Genomic DNA, 25,094 nt, shown 5'->3' on the forward strand with positions numbered 1-25,094 from the left:
GCGCCTCCAGGGATCAGAGCGTCTCCAGGAAGCCGAGCGCCGTGCGCCACGTCGCCTCCGCGGCCAGGGCGTCGTAGTCGTCCAGGTCGGGGTCGGTGTAGAGGTGCCCGGCGCCGGCGTAGCGGTAGACCTCCACGTCGGCTCCGGCCCGGCCCATCCGCAAGTACCAGGCGCTCAGCCAGTCGTCCGTCTCGAACGGGTCGGGCTCCGCCACGTGCAGCTGCACCGGCAGCTCGTCCACGGACGCGTTCTCCGCGATGTCGGAGGTGCCGTGCAGGAGGAGCAGGCCGCGCGCCTTGGCGTCGCCCAGGGCGAGGGTCTGCGCTGTCGCGGCGCCGAGGGAGAAGCCCGCGTACACCAGGCCGCGCTCGGAGTAGGGCGCGGCGGCGAGGATCGCCCTCTTCAGGATCTCGTCCTTGCCGATCTCCTCGTTGAAGGCCCTTCCCGACTCGACGTCGTCGAACGTGCGGCCCTCGAAGAGGTCGGGGGTCCACACCTCGTGTCCCGCGGCGCGCAGCCGGTCGGCGGCGGAGTGCACCGCGGGCCGCAGCCCGTACGTCGAGTGGAAAAGCATGATGTTCATGAGGCCATCGTGCCATCCGAGGCGGCGCCCCTCCCCGACGAGGCTTCACGGCGGTGCCCCTACCCTCGAAGGCATGGAGAACGTACTGCGTCCGTTGATCGTGATCGGCGGCTCGGTCGTGCTCACGGTGGTCGTCGGCTGGCTGGCCGACGTGCTGTTGCGCCGAGCCGACGAACGGCACCACGACACCCCGCTCTGGGGGCTGCTGCGCCGCTGCCGCATCCCCCTCCACCTCACTCTGTGCACCGCCCTGCTGCGCGGCTCGTACGACCAGGCCGATCTCACCGACAAGAACTCATCGACCGTGGGCCAGATCCTCACCCTGGTCCTCATCGGCTCCGCGGCCTGGCTGGTGACCCGCATCTCCGCCGCGGTCGTCGAATCCTCGTACGCCCGTTACGCGGCGGCCCACCGCGACCCCGCCCGGCTCCGCCGGGTGCGTACGCAGGTCACGCTCATCCAGCGCGTGGTCTCGGCCATCGTCGGGACCGTGGCCGTCGGCGCGATGCTGCTGACCTTCCCCGCGATGAAGGCCGCGGGCACCTCGCTCCTCGCCTCGGCGGGCATCATCGGCATCGTCGCCGGTGTCGCCGCCCAGTCCACCCTCGGCAACCTCTTCGCCGGCCTCCAGATCGCCTTCGGCGACATGGTGCGCATAGGGGACACCGTCGTCGTGGACGGCGAGTGGGGCACCGTCGAGGAGATCACGCTGACCTTCCTCGCCGTGCGCACCTGGGACGAGCGCCGGATCACGATGCCCGTGTCGTACTTCACGTCGAAGCCGTTCGAGAACTGGTCGCGCGGCGGGGCCCAGATGACCGGCACGGTCTTCTTCCACCTCGACCACTCGGCGCCGGTCCAACAGATGCGCGAGAAGCTCAGGGACGTCCTGCGGGACTGCGCGGCCTGGGACGGCCGCGACTGGGGTCTCGCCGTGACGGACACCACGCCGACCACGATGCAGGTCCGCGCCGTGGTCACCGCGAAGGACGCCGACGACATCTGGACGGTGCGGGTCACGGTGCGCGAGCAGCTCATCCAGTGGCTGACCGCGCACCACCCCTACGCGCTGCCGCGGGTCACCACGGCCTGGGCGGAGCCGTCACCCGACGCGAGGCCACCGTCGTCGAACGGCCACGTTCCGCGGCCCCTCCACAAGGAATTGCCGCGCACGGGCCGCGGCTGACCGCCCGCACCCCACGGCCCCGGATCAGCGCAGACTGCGTACGTCCAGGTGGTGCAGCACCCGGTCGACGACCTCCGGGTCGGCGCCGGGCTCGCTGCGCGCCGCGAGGACCTCGTGGCGGGCGGCCGACATCATCTCCCGCTGGATGCGCTGCACGGCCTTCACGCGGTCCACGCGCTTGGCGTACCGATCGCGCCGCTCCGCGTCGATCATGTCGGGGCTGATCCTCATCCCGATGTCGAAGGCGCCGCGCAGCAGCCGCTCGGAGACCTCCTCCGGCAGCTCCTCGACCTCCTCGATCTCCTTGAGGCGGCGCTTGGCCGCCTTGGCGGCCCGGATCGCGAGGTCGCGCTCGATGTCCCGCTCCACCTGCCCGTCGGCGCGGACGCCGAGCTTCCTGACCATCAGGGGCAGGGTGAGCCCCTGCACGACCAGGGTCGCCATGATGACGCAGAACGCGATGAAGATGATCTCTTCGCGGGCCGGGAACGGGGAGCCGTCGTCCGTCTTGAGCGGGATGGCGAGCGCCAGGGCCACGGACGCCACGCCGCGCATGCCGGCCCACCACATCACGACCGTCTCGCGCCAGGTCGTCGGGATCTCCTCCTCGACGTCCCTGCGCCGGTGCAGCCGCTTGGCGAGCCAGGTCGCGGGCAGCAGCCACAGCAGCCGTACGCCGACGACGGTCACGACGATCGCCGCGCCCCAGCCGGCCATCTCCCACTCGCGGCCGCTCGCGACGCCGAAGACGTTGTGCAGCTCCAGGCCGATGAGTCCGAAGGCGGCGCCGGTCACCAGGGTGTCGACGATCTGCCAGAACGTCTGACCGGTGATCCGGCCGAGGACGTCGTCGGCGTCGACCGCGTTCTCCGCGAGGTAGAGCGCGGTGGTGAGGACGGCGAGCACACCGGAGCCGAGCATCTCCTCGGCGAGCACATAGCTGACGAACGGCACGAGCAGCGTCAGGCCGGTCTGCAGCGTGGCGTCGCCGAGCAGCGCCATGACCTTGTTGGTGATCCAGCCGAGTACGAGCCCGACGGCCACGGCGACCACGGCGGACAGCACGAGCCGGCCCACGGCGGACGGCCAGGAGAAGGTGCCGCTCACCGCCGCCGCGATCGCCACGTGGTAGAGCACGATCGCCGTGACGTCGTTGAACAGCCCCTCGCCCTCCAGGATCGACACGAGCCTGCGGGGCAGTCCGAGCGAGCCCGCCACGGCGGTCGCGGCGACCGGGTCGGGCGGCGCGACGAGCGCCCCGAGCGCGACGGCCGCGGCGATCGGCAGGCCGGGCACGACGGTACTGGCCACCGCGGCGACCACCGCCGTCGTCACGAACACCAGTGCCACGGCGAGCAGGAAGATGGGCCGTCTGTTGGCCGCGAACTGCCGCCACGAGGTGCGCTGCACGGCGGCGTAGAGCAGCGGAGGCAGGACCAGCGGAAGGATGTAGTCCGGCGGGATCTCCACATTGGGCACGAACGGCAGCAGGGCCATGCCGATCCCCGCCAGCGTCATCAGGACCGGTGCCGGAAGCCCGAGCCGGTCCCCGAGGGGCACGCTGACCACGGCACCCAGCAACAAGATGAGCAGCAGCGCCAGTTGGTCCACGGTGCGCCCTCCGGGGTCGGGACAGGGACGATCAAGACCTCAACCCTGCCACGCGACGCCCACGAACCGGATCAATGCCCCCCCGGTCACCCGCTCGCGCCGACGGCCTCCGACGGCTGCCGTCCGGCCCGGAGGGGGTGCTAGCGCAGGGACTTCCGCATCGCCCGGTGCGGGATGCCCGCGTCGGGGAAGACCGGGCCGTACACCTCGTACCCCAGGCGTTCGTAGAAACCCAGGGCGTGGGTCTGCGCGTGCAGATCGACCGCCGTCAGGCCGCGCGCGCGTGCCACGTCCTCGATGGCCGCGACCAGCTTCGCCCCCACGCCGAGCCCGCGCGCGCTCTCGCGCACCGCGAGGCGCCCGAGCGCGCCGATCCCGGTCTCCCCGCCGTTCTTCGCGGCGGCGGCGGCGCCGGTCAGGAGGCGGCCCGTGCCGAGCGGGGTGCCGTCCTCGCGCACGGCGAGGACGTGGACCGCCGCGGCGTCGTACGCGTCGTACTCAAGGTCGTGGGGCACCTGCTGCTCGACCACGAAGACCTCTTTGCGGACCGCGAAGCAGGCCTCCAGGTCGTCCGGGGCGTGGGTGACCCGGACCGTGACCTCGCTCACGAACTCTCCGCCCGCACCCGGTCGAGGGCCTGCTGGAGGTCCTCGGGGTACTGGCTCTCGAACTCGGCCCACCGGCCGTCGCCCGGGTGCTCGAAGCCGAGCCGGACGGCGTGCAGCCACTGGCGGGTGAGGCCGAGCCGCTTGCCGAGCGTGGGGTCCGCGCCGTACGTCAGGTCGCCGACGCAGGGGTGGCGGTGTGCCGACATGTGGACGCGGATCTGGTGCGTGCGGCCCGTCTCCAGCTTGATGTCGAGCAGGGAGGCGGCGCGGAAGGCCTCGATGAGGTCGTAGTGCGTGACGGAGGGCTTGCCCTCGGCCGTGACCGCCCACTTGTAGTCGTGGTTGGGGTGGCGGCCGATGGGGGCGTCGATGGTGCCGCTCATCGGGTCGGGGTGGCCCTGCACCAGCGCGTTGTACCGCTTGTCGACCGTGCGCTCCTTGAACTGGCGCTTCAGCGACGTGTACGCCCGCTCGGACTTGGCGACCACCATGAGGCCGGAGGTGCCCACGTCCAGGCGGTGCACGATGCCCTGGCGCTCGGCGGCGCCGGACGTCGAGATGCGGTACCCCGCGGCGGCGAGGCCGCCGATCACGGTCGTCCCGGTCCAGCCGGGGCTGGGGTGCGCGGCCACGCCGACCGGCTTGGCGATCACGACGATGTCGTCGTCGTCATGCACGATCTCCATGCCCTCGACGGGCTCGGCCACGATCTGCACCGGAGCGGCCGCCTGCGGCATCTCCACTTCCAGCCAGGCGCCGCCGTGCACCCGCTCCGACTTCCCGACCACCGAGCCGTCGACCGAGACCTTCCCCGCCGCGGCGAGCTCGGCGGCCTTCGTACGGGAGAAACCGAACATGCGCGAGATGGCGGCGTCGACGCGCTCGCCCTCCAGGCCGTCCGGCACGGGCAGGGTGCGGATCTCGGGAATCGTGCTCACCCATTGAGTATGCAGGAGCCCACCGACACTCCCGCACCACGCGGTGCCGTCAGCCCTTTGTGGACGGTGCCGTCAGTCCTTGTGGACTGTGCCGTCCGGGTCGAGCCCCCGGAAGGACAGCAGCACGATCAGGATGCCGCCGCAGACGATCGCCGAGTCCGCGAGGTTGAAGACCGCGAAGCCCTTGGGGGCGATGAAGTCGACCACCGCGCCCTCGAAGACGCCGGGCGCGCGGAAGATCCGGTCGGTGAGGTTGCCGAGCGCCCCGCCGAGCAGCAGGCCGAGCGCGATCGCCCAGGGCAGGCTGTAGAGCTTGCGGGCGAGCCGGGCGATCACCACGATGACGGCCGCCGCGATGCAGGTGAAGATGATCGTGAAGGCCTCGCCGAAGCCGAAGGCGGCGCCCGCGTTGCGGATGGCGTTGAAGCGCAGCCACTCGCCGAGGATGTCGATCGGCTCGTGGTGCTCCAGCTTCGCGACCACGATCATCTTGCTGATCAGGTCGAGGGCGTACGCGACGGTGGCCACGGCGAAGAGCACGGCGATCCTGCGCCTGCCCCTGGACTTCGTCCCGTCCTGGCCGGCGTCCTCGTCCGGCTTCTCCGCCGCGGGGTCGCCGGACGTGCCGGCCGCCGTCTCGTCCGCGTCCGCGCCGGAGCGCTCCGGCTCTGACCCGGCCGCCCCGGGGATGTCCGGCGTACCGATGATGCGCTCCGCCTCTGCCACGTGAGTCCCTCAACCTTAGGTACCTGACTGGGGACGAGGGTACGGCACACACGTACGGGCACAGGCGCCGAGGCCACGCGCGGTGGCGCTGTTCGCGCTTGCGCGCGCCCTGCGCGCTTCAGAGGCGCGGCTCCCGCTTCCGCGCCCCCCTACGGGCTCAGTGGCGCGGCTCCCGCTTCCGCGCCCCCTGTGGGCTCAGTAGCGCGCTTCCCGCTCCTGCGCGCCCTGTGCGCCTTGTGCGTCCCTCAGCGCCGTTCCTGCTTCTGCTTGCACTCCACGCACAGGGTCGCGCGCGAAAATGCCTGCATGCGGGCCTTGCCGATGGGGTTGCCGCAGTTCTCGCAGAGTCCGTACGTCCCCGCGTCGAGCCGTTCCAGTGCGCGCTCGGTCTGCTCCAGCATCTCGCGGGCGTTGGCGGCCAGCGCCATCTCGTGCTCCCGCGTGATGTTCTTCGTGCCGGTGTCCGCCTCGTCGTCGCCCGCCCCGTCACCGGAGTCCCGCATCAGGCCCGCGAGGGCCGTCTCCGAGGACGCGATCTCGCTGCTCAGCCGCAGGGCCTCGCTCTGTAGCTCGGCGCGTGCCTCGTCGACCTCGTCCGGGGTCCATGGATCCTCGCCGGGACGGACCGCGAGCTCGCCGGGCTCCGCCGCGGCGGCACGCGCCTTGGGGACCGCCGACGGATTCTTCGCCGCGGTCGCCGTGCCCGGAGTCTTCTTCGCAACCACTGTCGTGGCTCCCGTCGTCTCCGCGGCCTCAGCCGCACCTTCGGCCGCGGACGCGACCGATCCTTCCGAGCTCCGCCCGGCCCCACGTACCTTCCGAGCACCCTGCTCGGCCGTGCCTTGCTTGGCCGTGCCTTGCTCGGCCGCGCCCTGCCGAGCCGTGTCCTGCCCGGCAGTGCCTTGCCCGGCCATGTCCGGCTCGGCCGCGCCTTGCTTGGCCGTGCCCCGCTCGGCCACGTCCTCCTCGGCCACGTCGTGCCCGACCGTGTCCCGCCCGGCCGCGCCCTCCTCGGCCACGCCTTGCCCGGCCAAGCCCTGTCCAGCCATGCCCCGCCCCGCTGTCTCCGGTTCCGGGGCGCTCCTCTCGACGGCCGCCTTCTTCACTGGGCCCGGCTTCGGGGCGGCGCTCTCGGTGTCCGTGCCGTTCCCCGTCTCCCTGGCCACGGCCTTCTTGGCCGGAGCCTTCTTCGCCGCCGTCTTCTTCACGGGAGCCTTCTTGGCCGCCGCCTTCTTGGCCGCCGCCTTCTTCGCCGCCGCCTTCTTCGCCGGGGCCCTTGCCGCCGTCTTCTTCGCGGGGGTCTCCTCGGCCGCCGCCTTCGCCGCCGCGGACTTCGGCGCGGGACCGGTCTGTGCGCCGTCGCCCGAGGTGGATCTGCCGGACGCCGAATGCTGTACGGCGGTCTTCTTCGCCACCATGGCCGCGGCCCCTTCACATATTGTGATCTTGCACGCGAATCGTGCTGGGACGATAAATCGACTCCAGGCCCGCGGCAACGGGGCACGCCGCCCGATCCGCCCGCCCCGCGGGTCCCGCGCGGCGAACCTGCAAGCGTTGTGCCCAGCTCCCCGGCGGGTAATCCGCCGCCACGCACCCGCGGCGATCACCTCGCCCCGCATGTCGCCATTCGGGTCACTCGACGGCCCAGGCCCCACGCCCCGCACCGCTCCCGGAAAACCGGTCGGCCGCGCCGCCCCGGGCCCCGTACACTGGGCGCCAGCGAGAAGCGTGGATGGGGACGAGTAGCGGCGTACGCAGCCATGAGCGACCCGGGGACGGTGTGAGCCCGGGGGCGAGCGCGGCGCGAAGATCACCCCGGAGCCGCCGGAAGAACGCCGAGGCGTGACAGCCCAGGCAAGTAGACCCGGTTTCGCGACCCCAATGAGGGGGCTCACCGGCACGGACCTCGTACCGGAGAGCCAAGGAGGGTGGTACCGCGGGAGCGCGCCGCACCAGGCGCACACGGCTCTCGTCCCTCCGACGGAAGGCAGCACATCCGCCGGAGGACTCGTTGAACACGCCGCCGCAGTACCGTCAGGTGCCCGCCCAGGTCGACCTGCCCGCCCTTGAGCACGCCGTGCTCGACTTCTGGCGCGAGCAGAAGATCTTCGCCAGGAGCCTTGAGCAGTCCGAGGGCCGCCCCGAGTGGGTGTTCTACGAGGGCCCGCCCACCGCCAACGGCATGCCGGGCGCCCACCACATCGAGGCCCGCGTCTTCAAGGACGTCTTCCCGCGCTTCCGCACCATGCGGGGCTATCACGTGGCCCGCAAGGCCGGCTGGGACTGCCACGGCCTCCCCGTGGAGCTCGCGGTCGAGAAGGAGCTCGGCTTCAACGGCAAGAAGGACATCGAGGCGTACGGCATCGCCGCGTTCAACGCCAAGTGCCGTGAGTCCGTGACCCGGCACACCGACGCCTTCGCCGAGCTGACGACCCGCATGGGCTACTGGGTCGACCTCGACGACGCATACCGCACGATGAACCCCGAGTACGTGGACTCCGTCTGGTGGTCCCTGAAGGAGATCTTCAACAAGGACCTGCTCGTCCAGGACCACCGCGTGGCCCCCTGGTGCCCGCGCTGCGGCACGGGCCTGTCCGACCACGAGCTGGCGCAGGGCTACGAGACGGTCGTCGACCCCTCCGTCTACGTCCGTTTCCCGCTCACCTCCGGCCCTCTCGCGGGCGAGGCCGCCCTCCTGGTCTGGACGACGACCCCCTGGACCCTGGTCTCGAACACCGCCGTCGCCGCGCACCCCGACGTCACCTACGTCGTCGCGACGAACGGCGAGGAGAAGGTGGTCGTCGCCCAGCCGCTCGTCGACAAGGCCCTCGGCGAGGAGTGGGAGACCACCGGCGAGACCTTCACCGGCGCCGAGATGGAGCGCTGGAACTACCAACGTCCGTTCGAGCTCGTGGAGTTCCCGAGCGAAGCCCACTTCGTGGTCAACGCCGAGTACGTCACCACCGAGGACGGCACCGGTCTGGTCCACCAGTCCCCCGCGTTCGGTGAGGACGACCTCAAGGTCTGCCGCGCGTACGGCCTGCCGGTCGTCAACCCGGTGCGCCCCGACGGCACCTTCGAGGAGGACGTCCCGCTCGTGGGCGGTGTCTTCTTCAAGAAGGCCGACGAAACCCTCACCAAGGACCTGGACGACCGCGGCCTGCTCTTCCGGCACATCGCGTACGAGCACAGCTACCCGCACTGCTGGCGCTGCCACACGGCCCTGCTCTACTACGCGCAGCCGTCCTGGTACATCCGCACCACCGCCATCAAGGACCGTCTCCTCCAGGAGAACGAGAAGACCAACTGGTTCCCCGACTCGGTCAAGCACGGCCGCTTCGGCGACTGGCTGACCAACAACGTCGACTGGGCCCTGTCCCGCAACCGCTACTGGGGCACCCCGCTGCCCATCTGGCGCTGCGAGGAGTCCCACCTGACCTGCGTCGGCTCGCGCGCGGAGCTCTCCGACCTGACGGGCACCGACCAGTCGGACCTCGACCCGCACCGCCCGTTCATCGACGAGATCACCTTCACCTGCCCGCAGGAGGGCTGCGGATCGACGGCCACGCGCGTGCCCGAGGTCATCGACGCCTGGTACGACTCGGGCTCGATGCCGTTCGCGCAGTGGGGCTACCCGTACAAGAACAAGGAACTCTTCGAGAGCCGCTACCCCGCGCAGTTCATCTCGGAGGCCATCGACCAGACCCGCGGCTGGTTCTACACGATGATGGCCGTCGGCACCCTGGTCTTCGACAAGTCGTCCTACGAGAACGTGGTCTGCCTCGGCCACATCCTCGCCGAGGACGGCCGCAAGATGTCCAAGCACCTGGGCAACATCCTTCAGCCCATCCCGCTCATGGACCAGCACGGCGCCGACGCCGTCCGCTGGTTCATGGCGGCCGGCGGCTCCCCGTGGGCGGCCCGCCGCGTGGGCCACGGCACCATCCAGGAGGTCGTCCGCAAGACGCTCCTCACGTACTGGAACACGGTCGCCTTCCAGGCGCTGTACGCCCGTACGTCGAAGTGGGCCCCCAGCGGAGCCGACCCGGCGCCCGCCGACCGCCCCCTCCTGGACCGCTGGCTGCTCAGCGAACTGCACGCGCTCACCGACCAGGTCACCCAGGCCCTTGAGGGCTACGACACCCAGCGTGCGGGCAAGCTCCTGTCCGTCTTCGTCGACAACCTCTCCAACTGGTACGTACGCCGCTCCCGTCGCCGCTTCTGGCAGGGCGACAAGGCGGCCCTGCGCACCCTGCACGAGGTCGTCGAGACGGTCACGCGCCTGATGGCCCCCCTGACACCGTTCATCACCGAGCGTGTCTGGCAGGACCTGATCGTGCCGGTCACCCCGGACGCGCCGGAGTCGGTCCACCTGTCCTCCTGGCCCGAGGCCGACCTGTCGGCGATCGACCCGGAGCTGTCGAAGCAGATGGTCCTCGTGCGCCGCCTGGTGGAGCTCGGCCGCGCCACGCGCGCGGAGTCGGGCGTCAAGACCCGCCAGCCGCTGTCCCGCGCGCTGGTGGCCGCCTCCGGCTTCGACTCGCTGGGCCCCGAGCTGTACGCCCAGATCACCGAGGAGCTGAACGTCTCCTCCCTGGCGTCGCTCTCCGAGGTCGGCGGGTCCCTGGTCGACACCACGGCGAAGGCCAACTTCCGGGCGCTGGGCAAGCGCTTCGGCAAGGGCGTCCAGGCGGTCGCCAAGGCCGTGGCCGACGCCGACGCCGCCGCGCTCTCCCTGGCGCTGCGCGAGGGCACGGCCTCGGTCGAGGTCGACGGCGAGACCGTGACGCTCGCCCCGGACGAGGTGATCATCACGGAGACCCCGCGCGAGGGCTGGTCCGTGGCCTCCGACTCCGGAGCCACGGTCGCGCTCGACCTGGAGATCACCGAGGAGCTGCGCCGCGCGGGCCTGGCCCGTGACGCGATCCGGCTGATCCAGGAGGCCCGCAAGAACAGCGGCCTGGACGTCGCGGACCGTATCGCCCTGCGCTGGACGTCCACGGACCCGGCGGTGCTCACGGCCCTGTCCGACCACGCCGGGCTCATCGCGGACGAGGTCCTCGCGACGGACTTCGCCCAGGGTGAGGCGGACGACACATTCGGTCAGACGTTCACGGATGAGCCCCTGAAGCTGACCTTCCGCCTCCGCAAGGCGTAGGCGCTCCGACGAAGGCCCGGTCCCGCCGGAATCTCCCGGCGGGACCGGGCCTTCGTGCTGCTCGCGCACACACGACCTGTGCGCGCACGCACAGCACGCAAAAGGGCCGGGCCCCCAGAGAATCTGGGGGCCCGGCCCTGAACGCTGCCGACGCCTCTACGGCGTGGGATCGCCCGTCAGTTGTCGTCCTCGTCGATGAGGAAGCCACGCATCGGCGACGGAGCCTGCTGCATCGGCTGCTGGCCCTGCGGCCGCACCGGCGCCATCGGCTGGGTCATCGCCGGGGACATCTGCTGCTGGCCGCCGTAGGACGGGCCGCCGCCGGGCTGGTTGTTGCCCATCGACTGGTTGCCGCCGTAGGACGGGGCACCCGCACCGGCCGGAGCCATCGACGGCGCCGGGGACGGCGGCAGCGAGGCGGTGGCCGGAGTGCGCGGCGGGGCCAGCGAGTCGTCGGCCTGGGTCTCCAGCTGACGGAGCTGCGACTCCAGGTACGACTTCAGACGCGTGCGGTACTCGCGCTCGAAGCCGCGCAGGTCCTCGACCTTGCGCTCCAGCGTGGCGCGGGCGGACTCCAGGGAGCCCATCGCGACGCGGTGCTTCTCCTGCGCGTCCCGCTCCAGGGCGTCGGCCTTGGCACGGGCGTCACGCTCAAGACCCTCGGCGCGCGAACGGGCCTCACCGACGATCTTGTTGGCCTCGGAACGGGCCTCCGCGATCGCCTGGTCGGCGGTCTGCTGCGCCAGCGAGAGCACCCGGGCGGCGCTGTCGCCACCGGGGCCCTGACCGGGCTGCGGCATCTGCGGGGGACCACCGTGGCCGCCCATGGGACCGCCCATGGGGCCACCCATCGGACCCTGGCCCATCGGGCCGGGACCCTGCGGACCGCCCTGCGGGCCGTGACCGCTCGGACCTGCGGGCAGCTGCGGTGCGCCGCCGGGCAGCTGAGGCGGGCCGCCCATGGGGCCACCCATCTGCTGCTGCGGCGGGACCGGCTGCGGGCCCGATATGGCGGCGGGCACCGGGGCACCGGGACCTCGCTGGTCCTGCGGCGGCCCGTCGGGGCCCTTGCGCATCCCGCCCTGCTGCTGGTTCTGAGCAGCGGCACGAGTGGCGGCGGCCAGCTTGGCGCGCAGGTCCTCGTTCTCGCGGAGCAGGCGGGTCAGTTCGGCTTCGACCTCATCGAGGAAGGCATCGACCTCGTCCTCGTCATAGCCTTCTCGGAGGCGGACGGTCGTGAACTGCTTGTTCCGCACGTCCTCGGGGGTCAACGGCATCTCTTCACCTCAACGTAGTCGTCGGCATTCGGCAAGACCGTATCGTTCACAAGCCGCTCACGACGGTGATCAGGATGTAGACGATGATCATCAGTACGAAGAAGGACAGGTCGAGCGCCACGCCCCCGAGACGCAGCGGCGGAATGAACCGCCGCAGAAGCTTGAGCGGTGGATCAGTGACAGTGTAGGTGGCCTCCAGAACGACCACCATCGCCTTACCGGGTTGCCATGAGCGGGCGAACTGGAAGACGTAGTCCATGACCAACCGGAAGATCAGCACGATGAGGAAGCACATCAGCGCGATGTAGAGCACCTGCAAGAACACGCTCATGTCCGCGTTTCCCTCTCCCCTGCCAACTCGTGTTTCGTCGTTCCGGTACTGCGTCCACGGCACCTACCGCAGCTACTGTGCCTCAGCTCTGGTTGAAGAACCCGCCCTCTGCGATGCGAGCCTTGTCCTCCGCCGTTACATCGACGTTAGCAGGCGACAACAGGAACACCTTCTGCGTCACTCGTTCAATGCTGCCATGGAGACCGAAGACAAGACCGGCGGCAAAGTCGACAAGTCGCTTCGCGTCGGTGTCGTCCATCTCGGTCAAATTCATGATCACCGGAGTGCCCTCGCGGAAGTGTTCCCCGATGGTACGGGCCTCGTTGTACGTCCGCGGGTGCAGCGTGGTGATGCGGTACGGCTCCCGCTCGGACACGACCTTGGGCATGATCACCGGTGCGTTCTTCTCCAGGCTCTGGCGTTCAGGTGTGATGGACGCCACGGGGGCGATTCGTGCCGGACGTCCGGATTCCGCGGCTAGCGAAGCGGAATGGGCCGCCGGTTCGCGCGGGGCGGGGGGCTGCACCACTCGTACCGATTCGTCCCGTTGGGACTGGTGCGACTGACGCGGCGGATCGTGCCGCCTGCGCTCCCGCTCGGGCTCCGGCTCGGGCTCGAACTCGTCATCGGGGTCGAACCCCGGACCGTCGTACCCATCGTCCTCCACGAGGCCGAGGTAGACCGCCATCTTGCGCATCGCGCCGGCCATGCTCTGAGTCCTCCGCTCTGTGGTGGATCGGCTGTCGTCACCAACTGCCCGCGATCCACGAGGTATCCCCGCCGGATCAGCGGGAATGACCATATTTTCTGCTGTGGTCCGACTTCTTGGCGACGTTACCCGAGCCCGGGTCGGACTCCGAGTACCGCCGTACCGACGCGTACATGTGTCGCTCCTGCCGCTACGGCCTGCTCAAGGTCCGCGCTCATCCCTGCCGACACCATGTTCGCAGCCGGATGGGTCGCGCGCATGAGGGTTGAGAATTCCATCACCCGCTCGAACGCCGCCTGCCGCCGCCCCGCGTAGGGCCCGGTGAGCGGCGCGACGGTCATCAGACCGTCCAGACGCAGCCCCGGCGCCCCGGCCACGAGTGCGGCCAACTCCTCGACGCCGCCCGCCCCGACGCCCCCGCGCTCACCGCGCCCGTGCTCCTCGGCGTCGAGCGCGACCTGGAGCAGACAGCCGATCTCCCGCTCCGCTCGCACGGCGGCCGCCGAGAGCGCCGTGACCAGCTTGGGGCGGTCCACGGACTGCACCAAATCGGCATAACCGACCACGGAACGGACCTTGTTGGTCTGCAACTGACCGACGAAGTGCCAAGTGAGGGGAAGGTCCGCGCACTCCGCGGCCTTGGGCGCCGCGTCCTGGTCGCGGTTCTCCGCGACATGGCGCACGCCGAGTTCCGAGAGGATGCGCACATCGCTCGCGGGGTAGGTCTTCGTGACCACGATGAGGGTCACTTCCTCGCGCTTGCGGCCGGCCGCCGCGCACGCCGCGGCGATGCGCTCCTCGACCTGCGCCAGATTCGCCGCGAGTTCGCTCTTACGGTCTGTCATGCCCTATCAGTCCAGCCAGACATAGCCCGCCAGCCGACCGGTCGTGCGGTCGCGGCGGTACGAGAAGTGGTCACCGGATTCGAGCGTGCACGCCGGGGAACGCTCCCGGTCGTGCACCCCGAGCCGTTCCAGCTGGGCGTGCACCCCCGCGGTCACGTCGACCGCCGGCGTGCCCCAGCTCGTCTCGGCGTGCGCCGCGGGCTCGACGGCGGCGACTTCGGCGCGCATCGCCCCCGGGACTTCGTAGCAACGCCCGCAGACGGCGGGCCCGGTGCGCGCGACGACGCGGGCCGGGTCGGCCCCGAGCTTCACCATCGCCTCGACGGCGGCGGGAACGACCCCGGCCACCATGCCGGGGCGCCCGGCGTGCGCCGCCGCCACCACTCCGGCCACCGGGTCGGCGAGCAGGACGGGCGTGCAGTCGGCGGTCAGCACGGCGAGGGCGAGGCCCCTGCGCGCGGTGACCACCGCGTCGACGGCCGGGACATCGGCGTCGCGCCCCCAGGGCCCGTCGACCACCGCGACGTCACGGCCGTGCACCTGGTTCATCCAGACCACGTGGTCCGGTTCGATGCCGAGTGACTTGGCGGCCAGCGCGCGGTTGGCGCGTACCGCCCCGGGGTCGTCGCCGACGGCACCACCGAGATTGAGCTCCTCGTACGGAACGGCGCTCACCCCGCCCCACCGGTCGGTGAAGGCGAAGTGCGCGCCGCTCGTGGTGCTGTGCTCGCTTATCACTTCGAGAAGTCCGCCATCACTTCAGGAAGTCCGGGACGTCCAGCTCTTCGGCCTGGCTGTCCTGGTACGGACGGGCCGGCGGCACCTGCGGCGGTGCCACGGGCGCGGACGGGGTCTCACCGGCCGACGGCGCCGTCTCCGCGGGCTCGGGGATGGACGGCTCGTCGCGCGGGGTGACGCTGCCGAGACCACCGAAGGCGGGACGGGACGATTCGGCGGGCCTGGCGGGCGCGGCGGCCGGCGGCGCCGACTCGTCGCGCTTCGCGGAGCCGGATGCCGAGCCGAGGACGGTGTCCCGCTTGGACGGCGGCTGCCCGCCGTCGAACCCGGCCGCGATGACGGTGACCCTGACCTCGTCGCCGAGCGCGTCGTCGATGACCGCGCCGAAGATGATGTTGGCCTCGGGGTGCGCCGCCTCGCTGACGAGCTGGGCCGCTTCGTTGATCTCGAAGAGGCCGAGGTCGGAGCCGCCGGAGATGGAGAGCAGCACGCCGCGCGCTCCGTCGATGGATGCCTCCAGGAGCGGCGAGGAGATCGCCATCTCGGCGGCGGCCACCGCTCGGTCGTCGCCGCGGGCCGACCCGATGCCCATGAGTGCCGAACCGGCCTCGGACATGACCGACTTGACGTCGGCGAAGTCGAGGTTGATCAGGCCGGGCGTGGTGATGAGGTCGGTGATGCCCTGGACACCGGAGAGCAGGACCTGGTCCGCCGACTTGAAGGCGTCGAGGACGGAGACCTGCCGGTCCGAGATGGAGAGCAGCCGGTCGTTGGGGATGACGATGAGGGTGTCGACCTCTTCGCGCAGCTCCGCGATGCCGTCCTCGGCCTGGTTGGCGCGGCGACGGCCCTCGAAGGTGAACGGCCGGGTGACCACGCCGATGGTGAGGGCGCCGAGCGAGCGCGCGATGTTGGCGACGACGGGTGCGCCGCCCGTGCCGGTGCCGCCGCCTTCGCCGGCGGTGACGAAGACCATGTCGGCCCCCTTGAGGACCTCCTCGATCTCCTCGCGGTGGTCTTCCGCCGCCTTCCGGCCGACGGCCGGGTTGGCGCCGGCGCCGAGTCCGCGCGTGAGTTCACGGCCGACGTCGAGCTTGACGTCGGCGTCGCTCATCAACAGGGCTTGCGCGTCGGTGTTGATGGCGATGAACTCGACGCCCTTGAGACCGACCTCGATCATCCGGTTGATGGCATTGACACCACCGCCGCCGACACCGATGACTTTGATGACTGCGAGGTAGTTCTGCGGTGCTGCCACGTCGAAGGCCTCTCGCCTCGAGTTACGTGTCGCCGTTTCGCGCTGACGCGATGCGGCGACTGATGCCGAATGGGACGGTCCGAACGCCGACCCGAACCCTAACGCTGAAGTTTAGGGTTACCAGTGTGTCTGTTCCATGGACTCTTCCGAACAGGACACTAAGTCGACAAGTGGCGCACGTTCAACGAACACGCCGAACCTCCCGTTTTTCTTTTCACCCTATGTGATCAGCCGTAGCGCTGCCGAATCAGGGTGCTGGCCTGCGGTGACGGCCGTCAACTCGCCGCCGAGGCCGGGGCGGTGGGGACACTTACGTCGAAGTGCCGGGCCTTCGGCGTCGCTTTCATCAGCGCCGAGAGTGTGGTGGCTTTCGTACGCCCCTTCTCGCCACTGCCCCACTCGACGACGCGGTCGCCGCTCAACTCCAGCGAGATGGAGTCGTACGAACGGACCTTGACGGACCGTGTATCGCGGGCGACGGCTTCCGGCAGGTCACCGGCGACCCGGACCGCCTCGCGCAGCAGCCGGTCGGTGCCGAATCTGCGCAGGCTCGCCGCACCGCTCTCGCGGTCCAGCGCCCATTCGAGGCGCGGGACACCCTTGGGCGCGCGCTCGACCGTGGCGAATCGCACTCCCTTGGCGTCCACTTCGATGAACTTTCCGCCCTTTTCGATGAGGAGAACCGGCTTGCGTTCCGTCACTTCGATGCGGATTCCGTCCGGCCATGACCGGGTGACGTCAACCGAGTCAATTCGGGGCAATTTTGAGCGGAGCCGGTCTTCAAGGGCTTCTGTATCGACCGAAATCAGCGGGGCGTCGACGGGGGCGCCCGCCGCCTCGACGACCTTCTGGGGCCTCAGGACATCGGTGCCCGAGGCCTCCACCCGCTCCAGGCGCAGCCACGGAGACCCGTAGAACACCCAGGCGCCCCCGGCCGCGACGAGGGCGACCAGGACCAGGAGCGCGATCGGCTTGCGCGAGCGCGGCGGCAGCTTCAGACGCCGTACACGCTGCGGGCGGGGCGGGCCGGACTTCTTCTGCTGCCGTTCGGCGGTGGTCGGTCCGGCCACGGTCCCCTGCCTTCTCACGCGTTGCGGCGTGACGCAATCGCCTCGTACACCATGCCGACGAGCAGCTCGTCGGCGTCCCTGCGGCCGAACTCCGAGGCGGCGCGGGACATCTCGTACAGCCGGTGCGGGTCGGCAAGTACGGGCAGGACGTTGCCCTGCACCCACTCGGGCGTCAGTTCCGCGTCGTCGACCAGCAGTCCGCCGCCCGCCTTGACCACCGGCTGGGCGTTGAGCCGCTGTTCGCCGTTGCCGATCGGCAGCGGTACGTACGCGGCGGGGAGCCCGACGGCGGAGAGTTCGGCGACGGTCATCGCGCCCGCGCGGCAGAGCATCATGTCGGCCGCGGCGTACGCGAGGTCCATCCGGTCCACGTACGGTACCGGGATGTAGGGGGGCATCCCCGGCATCTGCTGCACCTGCGGCAATTCGTTCTTCGGGCCGACCGCGTGCAGGATCTGGATGCCCGCCCGCTGGAGCACCGGCGCGGCCTGCTGGACGACCTCGTTGAGCCGCCGGGCGCCCTGGGAGCCGCCCGAGACGAGCAGGGTCGGCAGGTTGGGGTCGAGGCCGAAGGCGGCGCGCGCCTCCGGGCGGACCCGGGCCCTGTCGAGCGTGGCGATGGTGTGGCGCAGCGGGATGCCGATGTAGCGGGAGTTGCGCAGCTTGCTGTCGGGCGTCGCGACGGCCACCCCGTGGGCGTACCGCGAACCGATCTTGTTGGCGAGACCGGGCCGCGCGTTGGCCTCGTGCACCACGATCGGCACCCCGGCCCGCTTGGCCGCGAGATAGCCGGGCAGGGCCACGTAGCCGCCGAAGCCGACGACGCAGTCCGCCTTGGTGCGCTCCAGGATCTGCTCGGCCGCCTTGATGGTGCCGCGCAGCCGTCCCGGGACGGTGATCAGCTCAGGGGTGGGCTTGCGCGGCAGGGGTACGGCCGGGATCAGCGCCAGTTCGTAGCCCCGCTCGGGTACGAGTCGGGTCTCGAGTCCACGCTCCGTGCCCAGGGCCGTGATGCCCACGGTGGGGTCCTGCCTCCGCAGGGCGTCCGCGAGGGCGAGCGCGGGCTCGATGTGGCCGGCGGTCCCCCCGCCGGCGAGTACGACATGCACCGAAATTCACCGCTCTCCGGACGAACGCGCCTTGGCGCGCCGTCGCATCGTGTTCCACTTCACCCGAGGTTGCCGCATGGCCAGGGCCGCCTTCGCAGCGGGGTCCGATCGCGCGAAGGCGATGAGGAGCCCGATGGCGAACATGGTCGGCAGCAGGGCCGACCCCCCGTAGGAGAACAGCGGGAGCGGGACACCGGCGATCGGCAGCAGACCGAGCACCGCACCGACGTTGATCACGGCCTGCGCCGTGATCCAGGTGGTCACGCCTCCCGCGGCATACCTCACGAAGGGGTCCTCCGTGCGTCCGGCCACGCGGATACCCGCATAGCCTAGAGCCGCGAAGAGGGCGAGCACCGACAGTGTCCCCGCCAGGCCGAGTTCCTCTCCCGTGATGGCGAAGATGAAGTCGGTGTGGGGTTCCGGCAGTTGACCCCATTTTTCCACACTCGCGCCGAGGCCGGAACCGAAGAATCCGCCGGAGGCCAGGGCATAGATGCCGTGCACGGCCTGCCAGCACTGGTCCGAGGGGCCGGGATCCGTGGCGCCGATGCAGCCGAGTCTGGCCATGCGGTTGGGGCTCGTTTTGATGAGGATCACACCGAGGAGGGCCGCGACGCCGAGCACCCCGGCGAAGAGCCGGGTGGGCGCGCCCGCCAGCCAGAGCAGGCCGAAGAGGACCGCGGTGAGAATGATCGCGGTCCCCATGTCGCCGCCGAGCATGATGAGGCCGAGCAGCATGAAGGCGACGGGGACGAGCGGCACCAGCATGTGTTTCCACTGGATCAGGAGCCGTTTGTCGTGTTTGCGCGCCAGCAGGTCGGCGCCCCACAGGACCAGGGCGAGCTTGCCGAACTCACTGGGCTGGAGCTGGAAGGGGCCGCCCAGGTAGATCCAGTTCTGGTTGCCGTTGACGCTGCGCCCTATCCCCGGGATCTGTACGAGGACCATCAGGAAGACGGTGACCGCGAGCATCGGATAGGCCAGCGCCCGGTGCAGTTTGATGGGCATCCGCATGGCGACGAGCAGCAGCACGGTGCCGATCACGGCGGCCACGAACTGCTTGCGGAAGAAGTACGACGCGGGCAGGTCGAGCTGGAGCGCCTGGATCATCGAGGCCGAGTAGACCATCACCAGGCCGAGTACGGTGATCAGAAGGCTGCTGCCGAAGATCAGGTAATACGCCGTCAACGGCCGGTCCCACGCGCGGCGGACCCTGGTGACGAGCCGCCGCGGCCCGCTCTCGCCCGGCGGGTGGGAGGCGCCTCTGGCGCGTACGGGAGCCGGTCGTTTGGCGACCCGCACGGAAGACCTGGCCACGTTCCCTCCCAAGGATGTGTCCGGCGCCGGCCGGACCTTCAGACCCGGTCAGGCGCGCGTGGAGCCGAGTTCGCGGACGGCGTCCGCGAACGCTTCACCACGCTTGTTGTAGTTGGTGAACATGTCCATCGACGCGCAGGCCGGGGCCATCAGGACGGTGTCCCCGGGCCCGGCGAGCTCTGCCGCCCGCCGTACCGCCTCGGACATCGCCCCAGTGTCGGTCCGGTCGAGGTCGACGACCGGGACCTCGGGGGCGTGTCGCGCCAGGGCTTCGCGGATGAGCGCCCGGTCCGCGCCGATCAGCACGACCCCGCGCAGCCGCTTCGCCGACCCGGCGACGAGCTCGTCGAAGGTGGCGCCCTTGGCGAGGCCGCCGGCGATCCAGACGATCGACTCGTACGCCGCCAACGAGGCCTGGGCCGCGTGGGTGTTGGTGGCCTTGGAGTCGTCCACGTAGGCGACGCCTGCCACGTCGGCGACGTGCTCGATGCGGTGGGCGTCGGGGCGGAAGGCGCGCAGCCCGTCGCGGACGGCCGTGGCGCGCACGCCGAAGGCGCGCGCGAGGGCCGCGGCGGCCAGCGCGTTGGCGATGTTGTGCGGCGCGGGCGGGCGCACGTCGGAGACCTCGGCGAGCTCCTGGGCCTGCTTCTGGCGGTCCGGCACGAAGGCACGGTCGACGAGGATGCCCTCGACGACGCCGAGTTGCGAGGGCGCGGGCGCGTTCAGCGTGAAACCGACGGCGCGGCAGCCCTCTTCGACGTCGGCCGCGCGGACCAGGTCCTCCGTCGCACCGTCGGCGACGTTGTAGACGCAGGCCACGTGGTTGCCCTCGTAGATGCGGCCCTTGTCGGCCGCGTAGGCCTCCATGGAGCCGTGCCAGTCGAGGTGGTCGGGCGCGAGGTTCAGGACGGCCGCGGAGTGGGCGCGCAGGGAGGGCGCCCAGTGGAGCTGGTAGGAGGACAGCTCGACGGCGAGCACGTCGTACGCGTCGTCGCCCTCCAGGACCACGTCCACGATCGGGGTGCCGATGTTGCCGACGGCGGCCGTGCGCAGGCCCTCCGCGGCGAGGATCGAGGCGAGCATCTGCGTGGTCGTCGTCTTGCCGTTGGTGCCCGTGACGGCCAGCCAGGGCGCCGCGTCGGGGCCGCGCAGCAGCCAGGCGATCTCGACGTCGCCGACGACGGCCACGCCCGCCTCGGCGGCCGCCGCGAAGAGCGGCGCCGACGGCGGCCAGCCGGGAGAGGTCACCACCAGGTCGGTGCCGGACGGCAGGGTCGCCGCGTCCCCCAGGCGTACGGAGACGCCGTCGGCCCGCAGGGCGGCGGCGCGCTCCTCGTGCCCCGCCGACGAGCCGCCGTCCACGACGGTCACCGACGCGCCGAGGCCGGCCAGGGCGCGGGCGGCGCTGACGCCGCTCACACCGAGACCGGCGACGGTGATGTTCATGCCCTGCCAGTCGGGCGCAGTGGTCACTTTTCGGCTGCCCATCCCGCGTAGAAGAGTCCGAGGCCGACGATCACGCACATGCCCTGGATGATCCAGAAGCGGACCACGACAAGGACTTCGGACCACCCCTTGAGTTCGAAGTGGTGCTGGAGTGGCGCCATCCGGAAGACACGCTTACCGGTCATCTTGAACGAGCCGACCTGGATGACCACCGACATGGTGATCATCACGAAGAGGCCGCCGAGCAGCGCGAGCAGCAGCTCCGTGCGGGAGCAGATCGCGAGGCCGGCGAGCGCGCCGCCGAGGGCGAGCGAGCCGGTGTCGCCCATGAAGATCTTGGCGGGCGAGGTGTTCCACCACAGGAAGCCGAAGCAGGCGCCCATCAGCGCGGAGGCCACGACCGCGAGGTCGAGCGGGTCTCTGACCTCGAAGCACGCCTGCGGGTTGGTCAGCGTCGTGGCGTTGGCGCAGGACTCCTGGTACTGCCAGACACCGATGAAGGTGTACGCGCCGAAGACCATCACCGAGGCGCCGGTGGCGAGGCCGTCCAGGCCGTCGGTGAGGTTCACGCCGTTCGACATCGCGAGGATCATGAACAGCGCCCAGACCACGAACAGGACCGGGCCGATCGACCAGCCGAAGTCCGTGACGAACGACAGCTTGGTGGAGGCCGGGGTCTGGTTGCGGTTGTCCGGCCAGTTGAGCGCGAGCACCGCGAAGCCGATGCCGACGATGAGCTGACCGGCCATCTTCGCCTTGGCGCGCAGACCGAGCGACCGCTGCTTGACGATCTTGATGTAGTCGTCGAGGAAGCCGACGAGGCCCATGCCCGCCATCAGGAAGAGCACCAGGAGGCCGGAGAGCGTGGTCTCCGTGCCGGTGATGATCTTCGTGAGGAAGTACGCGATGAGCGTGGCCAGGATGAAGGCGATGCCACCCATGGTCGGCGTACCGCGCTTGCTGTGGTGCTCGCGCGGGCCGTCGTCCCGGATGAACTGGCCGTAGCCCTTGCGGGCGAGCAGTTTGATCAGCAGCGGGGTGCCGACCAGGGTCAGGAAGAGCCCGATCACACCCGCGAAGAGGATCTGCCTCATCGGCCGGAGACCTGCCCCTCAGAAGACACCGCGGCGTCGTCGAGCAGCGCCGTGGCGACCCGCTCGAGCCCGACCGATCTGGAAGCCTTCACCAGCACGACGTCTCCTGGGCGCAGCTCGCTGCGCAGCAGGTCGATCGCCGCCTGTGCGTCGGACACGTGCACCGACTCCTCACCCCACGAACCCTCGTTGTATGCGCCCAGTTGGAGCCAGGACGCTTCCCTGCCCCCGACTGCCACGAGCTTGCTCACGTTGAGCCGGACGGCAAGGCGTCCGACCGCGTCGTGCTCGACGAGACCTTCGTCCCCGAGCTCGGCCATGTGACCGAGCACCGCCCACGTACGACGTCCCTTGCCCATGGCCACGAGCGCGCGCAGGGCCGCTCGCATGGACTCGGGGTTCGCGTTGTAGGCGTCGTTGACGACCGTCACACCGTCCGGGCGCTCGGTGACCTCCATCCGCCAGCGGGACAGCGTGCCCGCCTCGGAGAGCGCGAGGGCGATCTCTTCCACGGACATGCCCAGCTCATGGGCGACGGCGGCCGCGGCAAGCGCGTTCGACACGTGGTGCTCACCGTACAGCCGCAAGGTCACGTCGCTGCACCCGGAGGGTGTGTGCAGCGTAAAAGCAGGCTGTCCGTTCTCTGTGAGCCGGACATTCTCGGCACGTACGTCGGCGTCGTCGGCCTCTCCGAAGAGGAGCACGCGGGCCTTCGTGCGCGAAGCCATGGCGCGCACCAGCGGGTCGTCTGCGTTGAGGACGGCGGCCCCGTCCTCGGGCAGCGACTCGACCAGTTCACCCTTCGCTTGCGCGATCTGCTCGCGGCCGCCGAACTCGCCGATGTGGGCGGTGCCGACGTTCAGAACGAGGCCGATCTTCGGCGGCGTCAGTTCCGTGAGGTAGCGAATATGGCCGATTCCGCGCGCCCCCATCTCCAGGACGAGGAAGCGCGTCTCGTCGGTGGCGCTCAGCGCGGTCAGCGGCAGGCCGATCTCGTTGTTGAGCGAGCCCGGCGTGAAGACCGTGGGTGCCTTGCGCCGGAGCACCTGCGCGAGCAGGTCCTTGGAACTGGTCTTGCCGACGGAGCCCGTCAGCGCCACGAGGGTCGCGCCGAGCCGCTCCACGACATGGCGGGCGAGGGCGCCGAGCGCGGCCTGCACGTCGTCCACGACGATGGCGGGCACGCCGACCGGCCGCGAGGCGAGCACGGCGACCGCGCCCGCGGCGACCACGTCGGCCGCGTAGTCGTGGCCGTCGACGCGCTCGCCGACGAAGGCGACGAAGAGGCTGCCGGGCGCCACTTCACGGGAGTCACGGACGACCGGTCCGGTCACCGAGGTGGCCGGATCCGGTATGTCGTACGTCTGCCCGCCGACGACAGTGGCGATCTCGGCGAGGGAGAGGGCGATCACAACTTCATCCCTGGGTTTGCTGGATAGCTTCGCGAAGCACGAGGCGGTCGTCGAAGGGACGCACCACCCCGGCGATGTCCTGTCCCTGCTCATGGCCCTTGCCCGCGACGAGCACGGTGTCACCGGGCCTGGCACGGACCACGGCCGCGCGGATCGCCGCGGCCCGGTCCTCGAAGACGGCGACGTCGCCGCGCTCGTGGGCCGGCACGTCGGCGGCGCCGGCGAGCATCGTGGCGAGAATCGCGAGGGGGTCCTCGCCACGGGGGTTGTCGGAGGTCAGTACGGCGGTGTCGGCGAGGCGGGCCGCGGCCGCGCCCATCGGCATCCGCTTGGTCTTGTCGCGGTCGCCGCCGCAGCCGAGCACGATGTGCAGCTTGCCCTCGGTGACCTTGCGCAGCGCGCGCAGGACCGATTCGACGGCGTCCGTCTTGTGGGCGTAGTCGACGACGGCGAGGTAGGGCTGGCCCGCGTCGACGCGCTCCAGGCGGCCCGGGACGCCGGGCACCGCGCCGATGCCGTCGGCGGCCTGCTGCGGGTCGATGCCCGCGACGGCCAGCGAGACGATCGCGGCGAGGGTGTTGGCGACGTTGAAGGGGCCCGCGAGCGGCGACTTGGCGTTGATCCGCTCGCCCTTGGGTCCGACGGCGACGAACGTCGAGTCGAGCGGTCCGACGTGGACGTCCTCGGCGCGCCAGTCGGCGTCGGGGTGGCCCTCGGCGGAGAAGGTGGTGACGGGCACCTCCGACTCGGTGATGAGCCGGCGCCCGTACTCGTCGTCGAAGTTGACCACGCCGAGGCGCGAGCGGCGCTTGGTGAAGAGCTGCGCCTTGGCCTGGAAGTAGTCCTCCATGCCGGAGTGGAACTCCATGTGCTCCGGGCTGAGGTTGTTGAAGACGGCGACGTCGAAGACGCAGCCGTCCACCCGGCCGAGCACCAGGGCGTGGCTTGAGACCTCCATCGCGACGGCCTCGACGCCGCGCTCGCGCATCACCGCGAACATGGCCTGGAGGTCGGTGGCTTCGGGGGTCGTCCGCTCCGACTTGATGCGCTCGTCGCCGATGCGCGTCTCGACGGTGCCGATCAGCCCGGTCGCGCGCAGCCCCTTGAGGCCGCCCTCGATGAGGTACGCGGTCGTGGTCTTGCCGGACGTGCCGGTGATGCCGATCTGGAGCAGGCCGCGGCCGGGCCGGCCGTAGACCGTGGCCGCCAGCTCGCCCATGACGGCGCGGGGGCTGTCGACGACCAGGACCGGCAGACCGGTCACGGCCGCGCGTTCGGCGCCCGTCGGGTCCGTGAGGATGGCCGCGGCGCCGAGGTCGGCGGCCTGCGCGACGAAGTCGGCGCCGTGCATCCGGGCGCCGGGCAGCGCGGCGTAGATGTCACCGGGGCGCACCGCGCGGGAATCGTGCGTGATGCCCGTGATCTCCGCGTCGCCCTGGACGTCGACGCCGAGACCGCCTGCGAGCTCCGTCAGTGAAGCCGCGGAGACCTGGTCAGGCCGCGGCGGTCCCGGGTATGTCACGGGAGCGCCCTTCTGGGTGGTTTGGGACTGATCAGCGTGTGGCACGGCGGTGAGCGTACCGGGCTCACCCCCCGCGGGGCGAAGCGGGCGGTGTGGCGAGGGGTGGTTCCCCGGGCCGGGAGTGATCGTTGTCACGGGCGGTTCCTGGTCGGTCTG

The 25,094-nt window shown here is 70.8% G+C and carries 21 protein-coding genes; 2 read left to right on the forward strand and 19 right to left on the reverse strand.

Features of this window, described 5'->3' with window-relative positions; all coding sequences use genetic code 11:
• Positions 1-13: 13 nt before the first annotated feature.
• Positions 14-583 carry a dienelactone hydrolase family protein gene (locus tag ACZ6JY_RS23905; RefSeq protein ID WP_469198563.1) on the reverse strand — a complete coding sequence of 190 codons (570 nt, stop codon included), beginning with the start codon at positions 581-583 and terminating at the stop codon, positions 14-16.
• Positions 584-656: 73 nt separating this feature from the next.
• On the opposite strand from ACZ6JY_RS23905, the gene ACZ6JY_RS23910 reads away from it, so the two are divergent.
• Positions 657-1,769, forward strand: a complete 1,113-nt coding sequence (locus tag ACZ6JY_RS23910; protein ID WP_469198565.1) for a mechanosensitive ion channel family protein — start codon at positions 657-659, stop codon at positions 1,767-1,769.
• A 24-nt stretch (positions 1,770-1,793) separates the two neighbouring features.
• On the opposite strand, the gene ACZ6JY_RS23915 is transcribed toward ACZ6JY_RS23910, so the two are convergent.
• From ACZ6JY_RS23915 to ACZ6JY_RS23935, 5 genes are all read right to left on the reverse strand, one after another.
• Positions 1,794-3,380 (reverse strand): Na+/H+ antiporter, encoded by a 1,587-nt coding sequence (locus ACZ6JY_RS23915; RefSeq protein WP_469198567.1) that lies wholly within the window; start codon positions 3,378-3,380, stop codon positions 1,794-1,796.
• Positions 3,381-3,520: 140 nt separating this feature from the next.
• Entirely contained in the window at positions 3,521-3,988 is a 468-nt protein-coding gene (locus ACZ6JY_RS23920) for a GNAT family N-acetyltransferase (RefSeq protein ID WP_469198569.1), read from the reverse strand.
• Positions 3,985-4,926: an RluA family pseudouridine synthase gene (locus ACZ6JY_RS23925; protein WP_469198571.1), complete on the reverse strand. Its 942-nt coding sequence runs from the start codon at positions 4,924-4,926 to the stop codon at positions 3,985-3,987. The genes ACZ6JY_RS23920 and ACZ6JY_RS23925 overlap by 4 nt, the downstream gene beginning before the upstream one ends.
• Before the next feature lie 72 nt (positions 4,927-4,998).
• Complete coding sequence (lspA, locus tag ACZ6JY_RS23930) at positions 4,999-5,652, reverse strand: signal peptidase II (protein ID WP_469198573.1); 654 nt, start codon at positions 5,650-5,652, stop codon at positions 4,999-5,001.
• Between the two features lie 245 nt (positions 5,653-5,897).
• Complete coding sequence (locus ACZ6JY_RS23935) at positions 5,898-7,070, reverse strand: TraR/DksA family transcriptional regulator (protein WP_469198575.1); 1,173 nt, start codon at positions 7,068-7,070, stop codon at positions 5,898-5,900.
• A gap of 593 nt (positions 7,071-7,663) precedes the next feature.
• On the opposite strand from ACZ6JY_RS23935, the gene ileS reads away from it, so the two are divergent.
• The gene (gene ileS / locus ACZ6JY_RS23940; RefSeq protein WP_469198577.1) at positions 7,664-10,810 is read left to right on the forward strand and encodes an isoleucine--tRNA ligase; all 3,147 of its coding nucleotides are present in this window, start codon (positions 7,664-7,666) and stop codon (positions 10,808-10,810) included.
• Between the two features lie 176 nt (positions 10,811-10,986).
• Here the strand turns inward: ileS and ACZ6JY_RS23945 are convergent, their stop codons facing one another.
• The 13 genes from ACZ6JY_RS23945 to ACZ6JY_RS24005 all read right to left on the reverse strand — a co-directional run bounded on the left by ACZ6JY_RS23945 (position 10,987) and on the right by ACZ6JY_RS24005 (position 25,073).
• Positions 10,987-12,087 (reverse strand): DivIVA domain-containing protein, encoded by a 1,101-nt coding sequence (locus tag ACZ6JY_RS23945; RefSeq protein ID WP_469198579.1) that lies wholly within the window; start codon positions 12,085-12,087, stop codon positions 10,987-10,989.
• Between the two features lie 46 nt (positions 12,088-12,133).
• A complete protein-coding gene (locus tag ACZ6JY_RS23950; RefSeq protein WP_447036843.1) occupies positions 12,134-12,418 on the reverse strand; it encodes a YggT family protein in 285 nt (94 codons plus the stop codon).
• Between the two features lie 82 nt (positions 12,419-12,500).
• Positions 12,501-13,127: a cell division protein SepF gene (locus ACZ6JY_RS23955; RefSeq protein WP_369216023.1), complete on the reverse strand. Its 627-nt coding sequence runs from the start codon at positions 13,125-13,127 to the stop codon at positions 12,501-12,503.
• Between the two features lie 125 nt (positions 13,128-13,252).
• Positions 13,253-13,972, reverse strand: coding sequence for a YggS family pyridoxal phosphate-dependent enzyme (locus tag ACZ6JY_RS23960; RefSeq protein ID WP_469198582.1), 720 nt, complete (start codon positions 13,970-13,972; stop codon positions 13,253-13,255).
• A gap of 6 nt (positions 13,973-13,978) precedes the next feature.
• Positions 13,979-14,710 (reverse strand): peptidoglycan editing factor PgeF, encoded by a 732-nt coding sequence (pgeF, locus tag ACZ6JY_RS23965; protein WP_469198583.1) that lies wholly within the window; start codon positions 14,708-14,710, stop codon positions 13,979-13,981.
• A 16-nt stretch (positions 14,711-14,726) separates the two neighbouring features.
• A complete protein-coding gene (gene ftsZ, locus ACZ6JY_RS23970; protein WP_469198585.1) occupies positions 14,727-15,968 on the reverse strand; it encodes a cell division protein FtsZ in 1,242 nt (413 codons plus the stop codon).
• Between the two features lie 275 nt (positions 15,969-16,243).
• Entirely contained in the window at positions 16,244-17,038 is a 795-nt protein-coding gene (locus tag ACZ6JY_RS23975) for a cell division protein FtsQ/DivIB (RefSeq protein WP_469198587.1), read from the reverse strand.
• Between the two features lie 14 nt (positions 17,039-17,052).
• The gene (gene murG, locus ACZ6JY_RS23980; RefSeq protein ID WP_447036848.1) at positions 17,053-18,147 is read right to left on the reverse strand and encodes an undecaprenyldiphospho-muramoylpentapeptide beta-N-acetylglucosaminyltransferase; all 1,095 of its coding nucleotides are present in this window, start codon (positions 18,145-18,147) and stop codon (positions 17,053-17,055) included.
• Positions 18,148-18,153: 6 nt separating this feature from the next.
• On the reverse strand, positions 18,154-19,464 hold the full coding sequence (gene ftsW / locus ACZ6JY_RS23985; protein WP_469198589.1) for a putative lipid II flippase FtsW: 1,311 nt from the start codon (positions 19,462-19,464) through the stop codon (positions 18,154-18,156).
• A gap of 48 nt (positions 19,465-19,512) precedes the next feature.
• Entirely contained in the window at positions 19,513-20,952 is a 1,440-nt protein-coding gene (gene murD / locus ACZ6JY_RS23990) for a UDP-N-acetylmuramoyl-L-alanine--D-glutamate ligase (RefSeq protein WP_469198591.1), read from the reverse strand.
• Positions 20,934-22,004 (reverse strand): phospho-N-acetylmuramoyl-pentapeptide-transferase, encoded by a 1,071-nt coding sequence (gene mraY, locus ACZ6JY_RS23995; RefSeq protein ID WP_358584294.1) that lies wholly within the window; start codon positions 22,002-22,004, stop codon positions 20,934-20,936. The genes murD and mraY overlap by 19 nt, the downstream gene beginning before the upstream one ends.
• A complete protein-coding gene (locus ACZ6JY_RS24000) occupies positions 22,001-23,416 on the reverse strand; it encodes a UDP-N-acetylmuramoyl-tripeptide--D-alanyl-D-alanine ligase (RefSeq protein WP_469198593.1) in 1,416 nt (471 codons plus the stop codon). The genes mraY and ACZ6JY_RS24000 overlap by 4 nt, the downstream gene beginning before the upstream one ends.
• A 4-nt stretch (positions 23,417-23,420) precedes the next feature.
• The gene (locus tag ACZ6JY_RS24005) at positions 23,421-25,073 is read right to left on the reverse strand and encodes a UDP-N-acetylmuramoyl-L-alanyl-D-glutamate--2,6-diaminopimelate ligase (RefSeq protein WP_469198595.1); all 1,653 of its coding nucleotides are present in this window, start codon (positions 25,071-25,073) and stop codon (positions 23,421-23,423) included.
• Between the last annotated feature and the right edge of the window lie 21 nt (positions 25,074-25,094).

Source organism: Streptomyces sp. NPDC046335 (genome assembly GCF_055587985.1).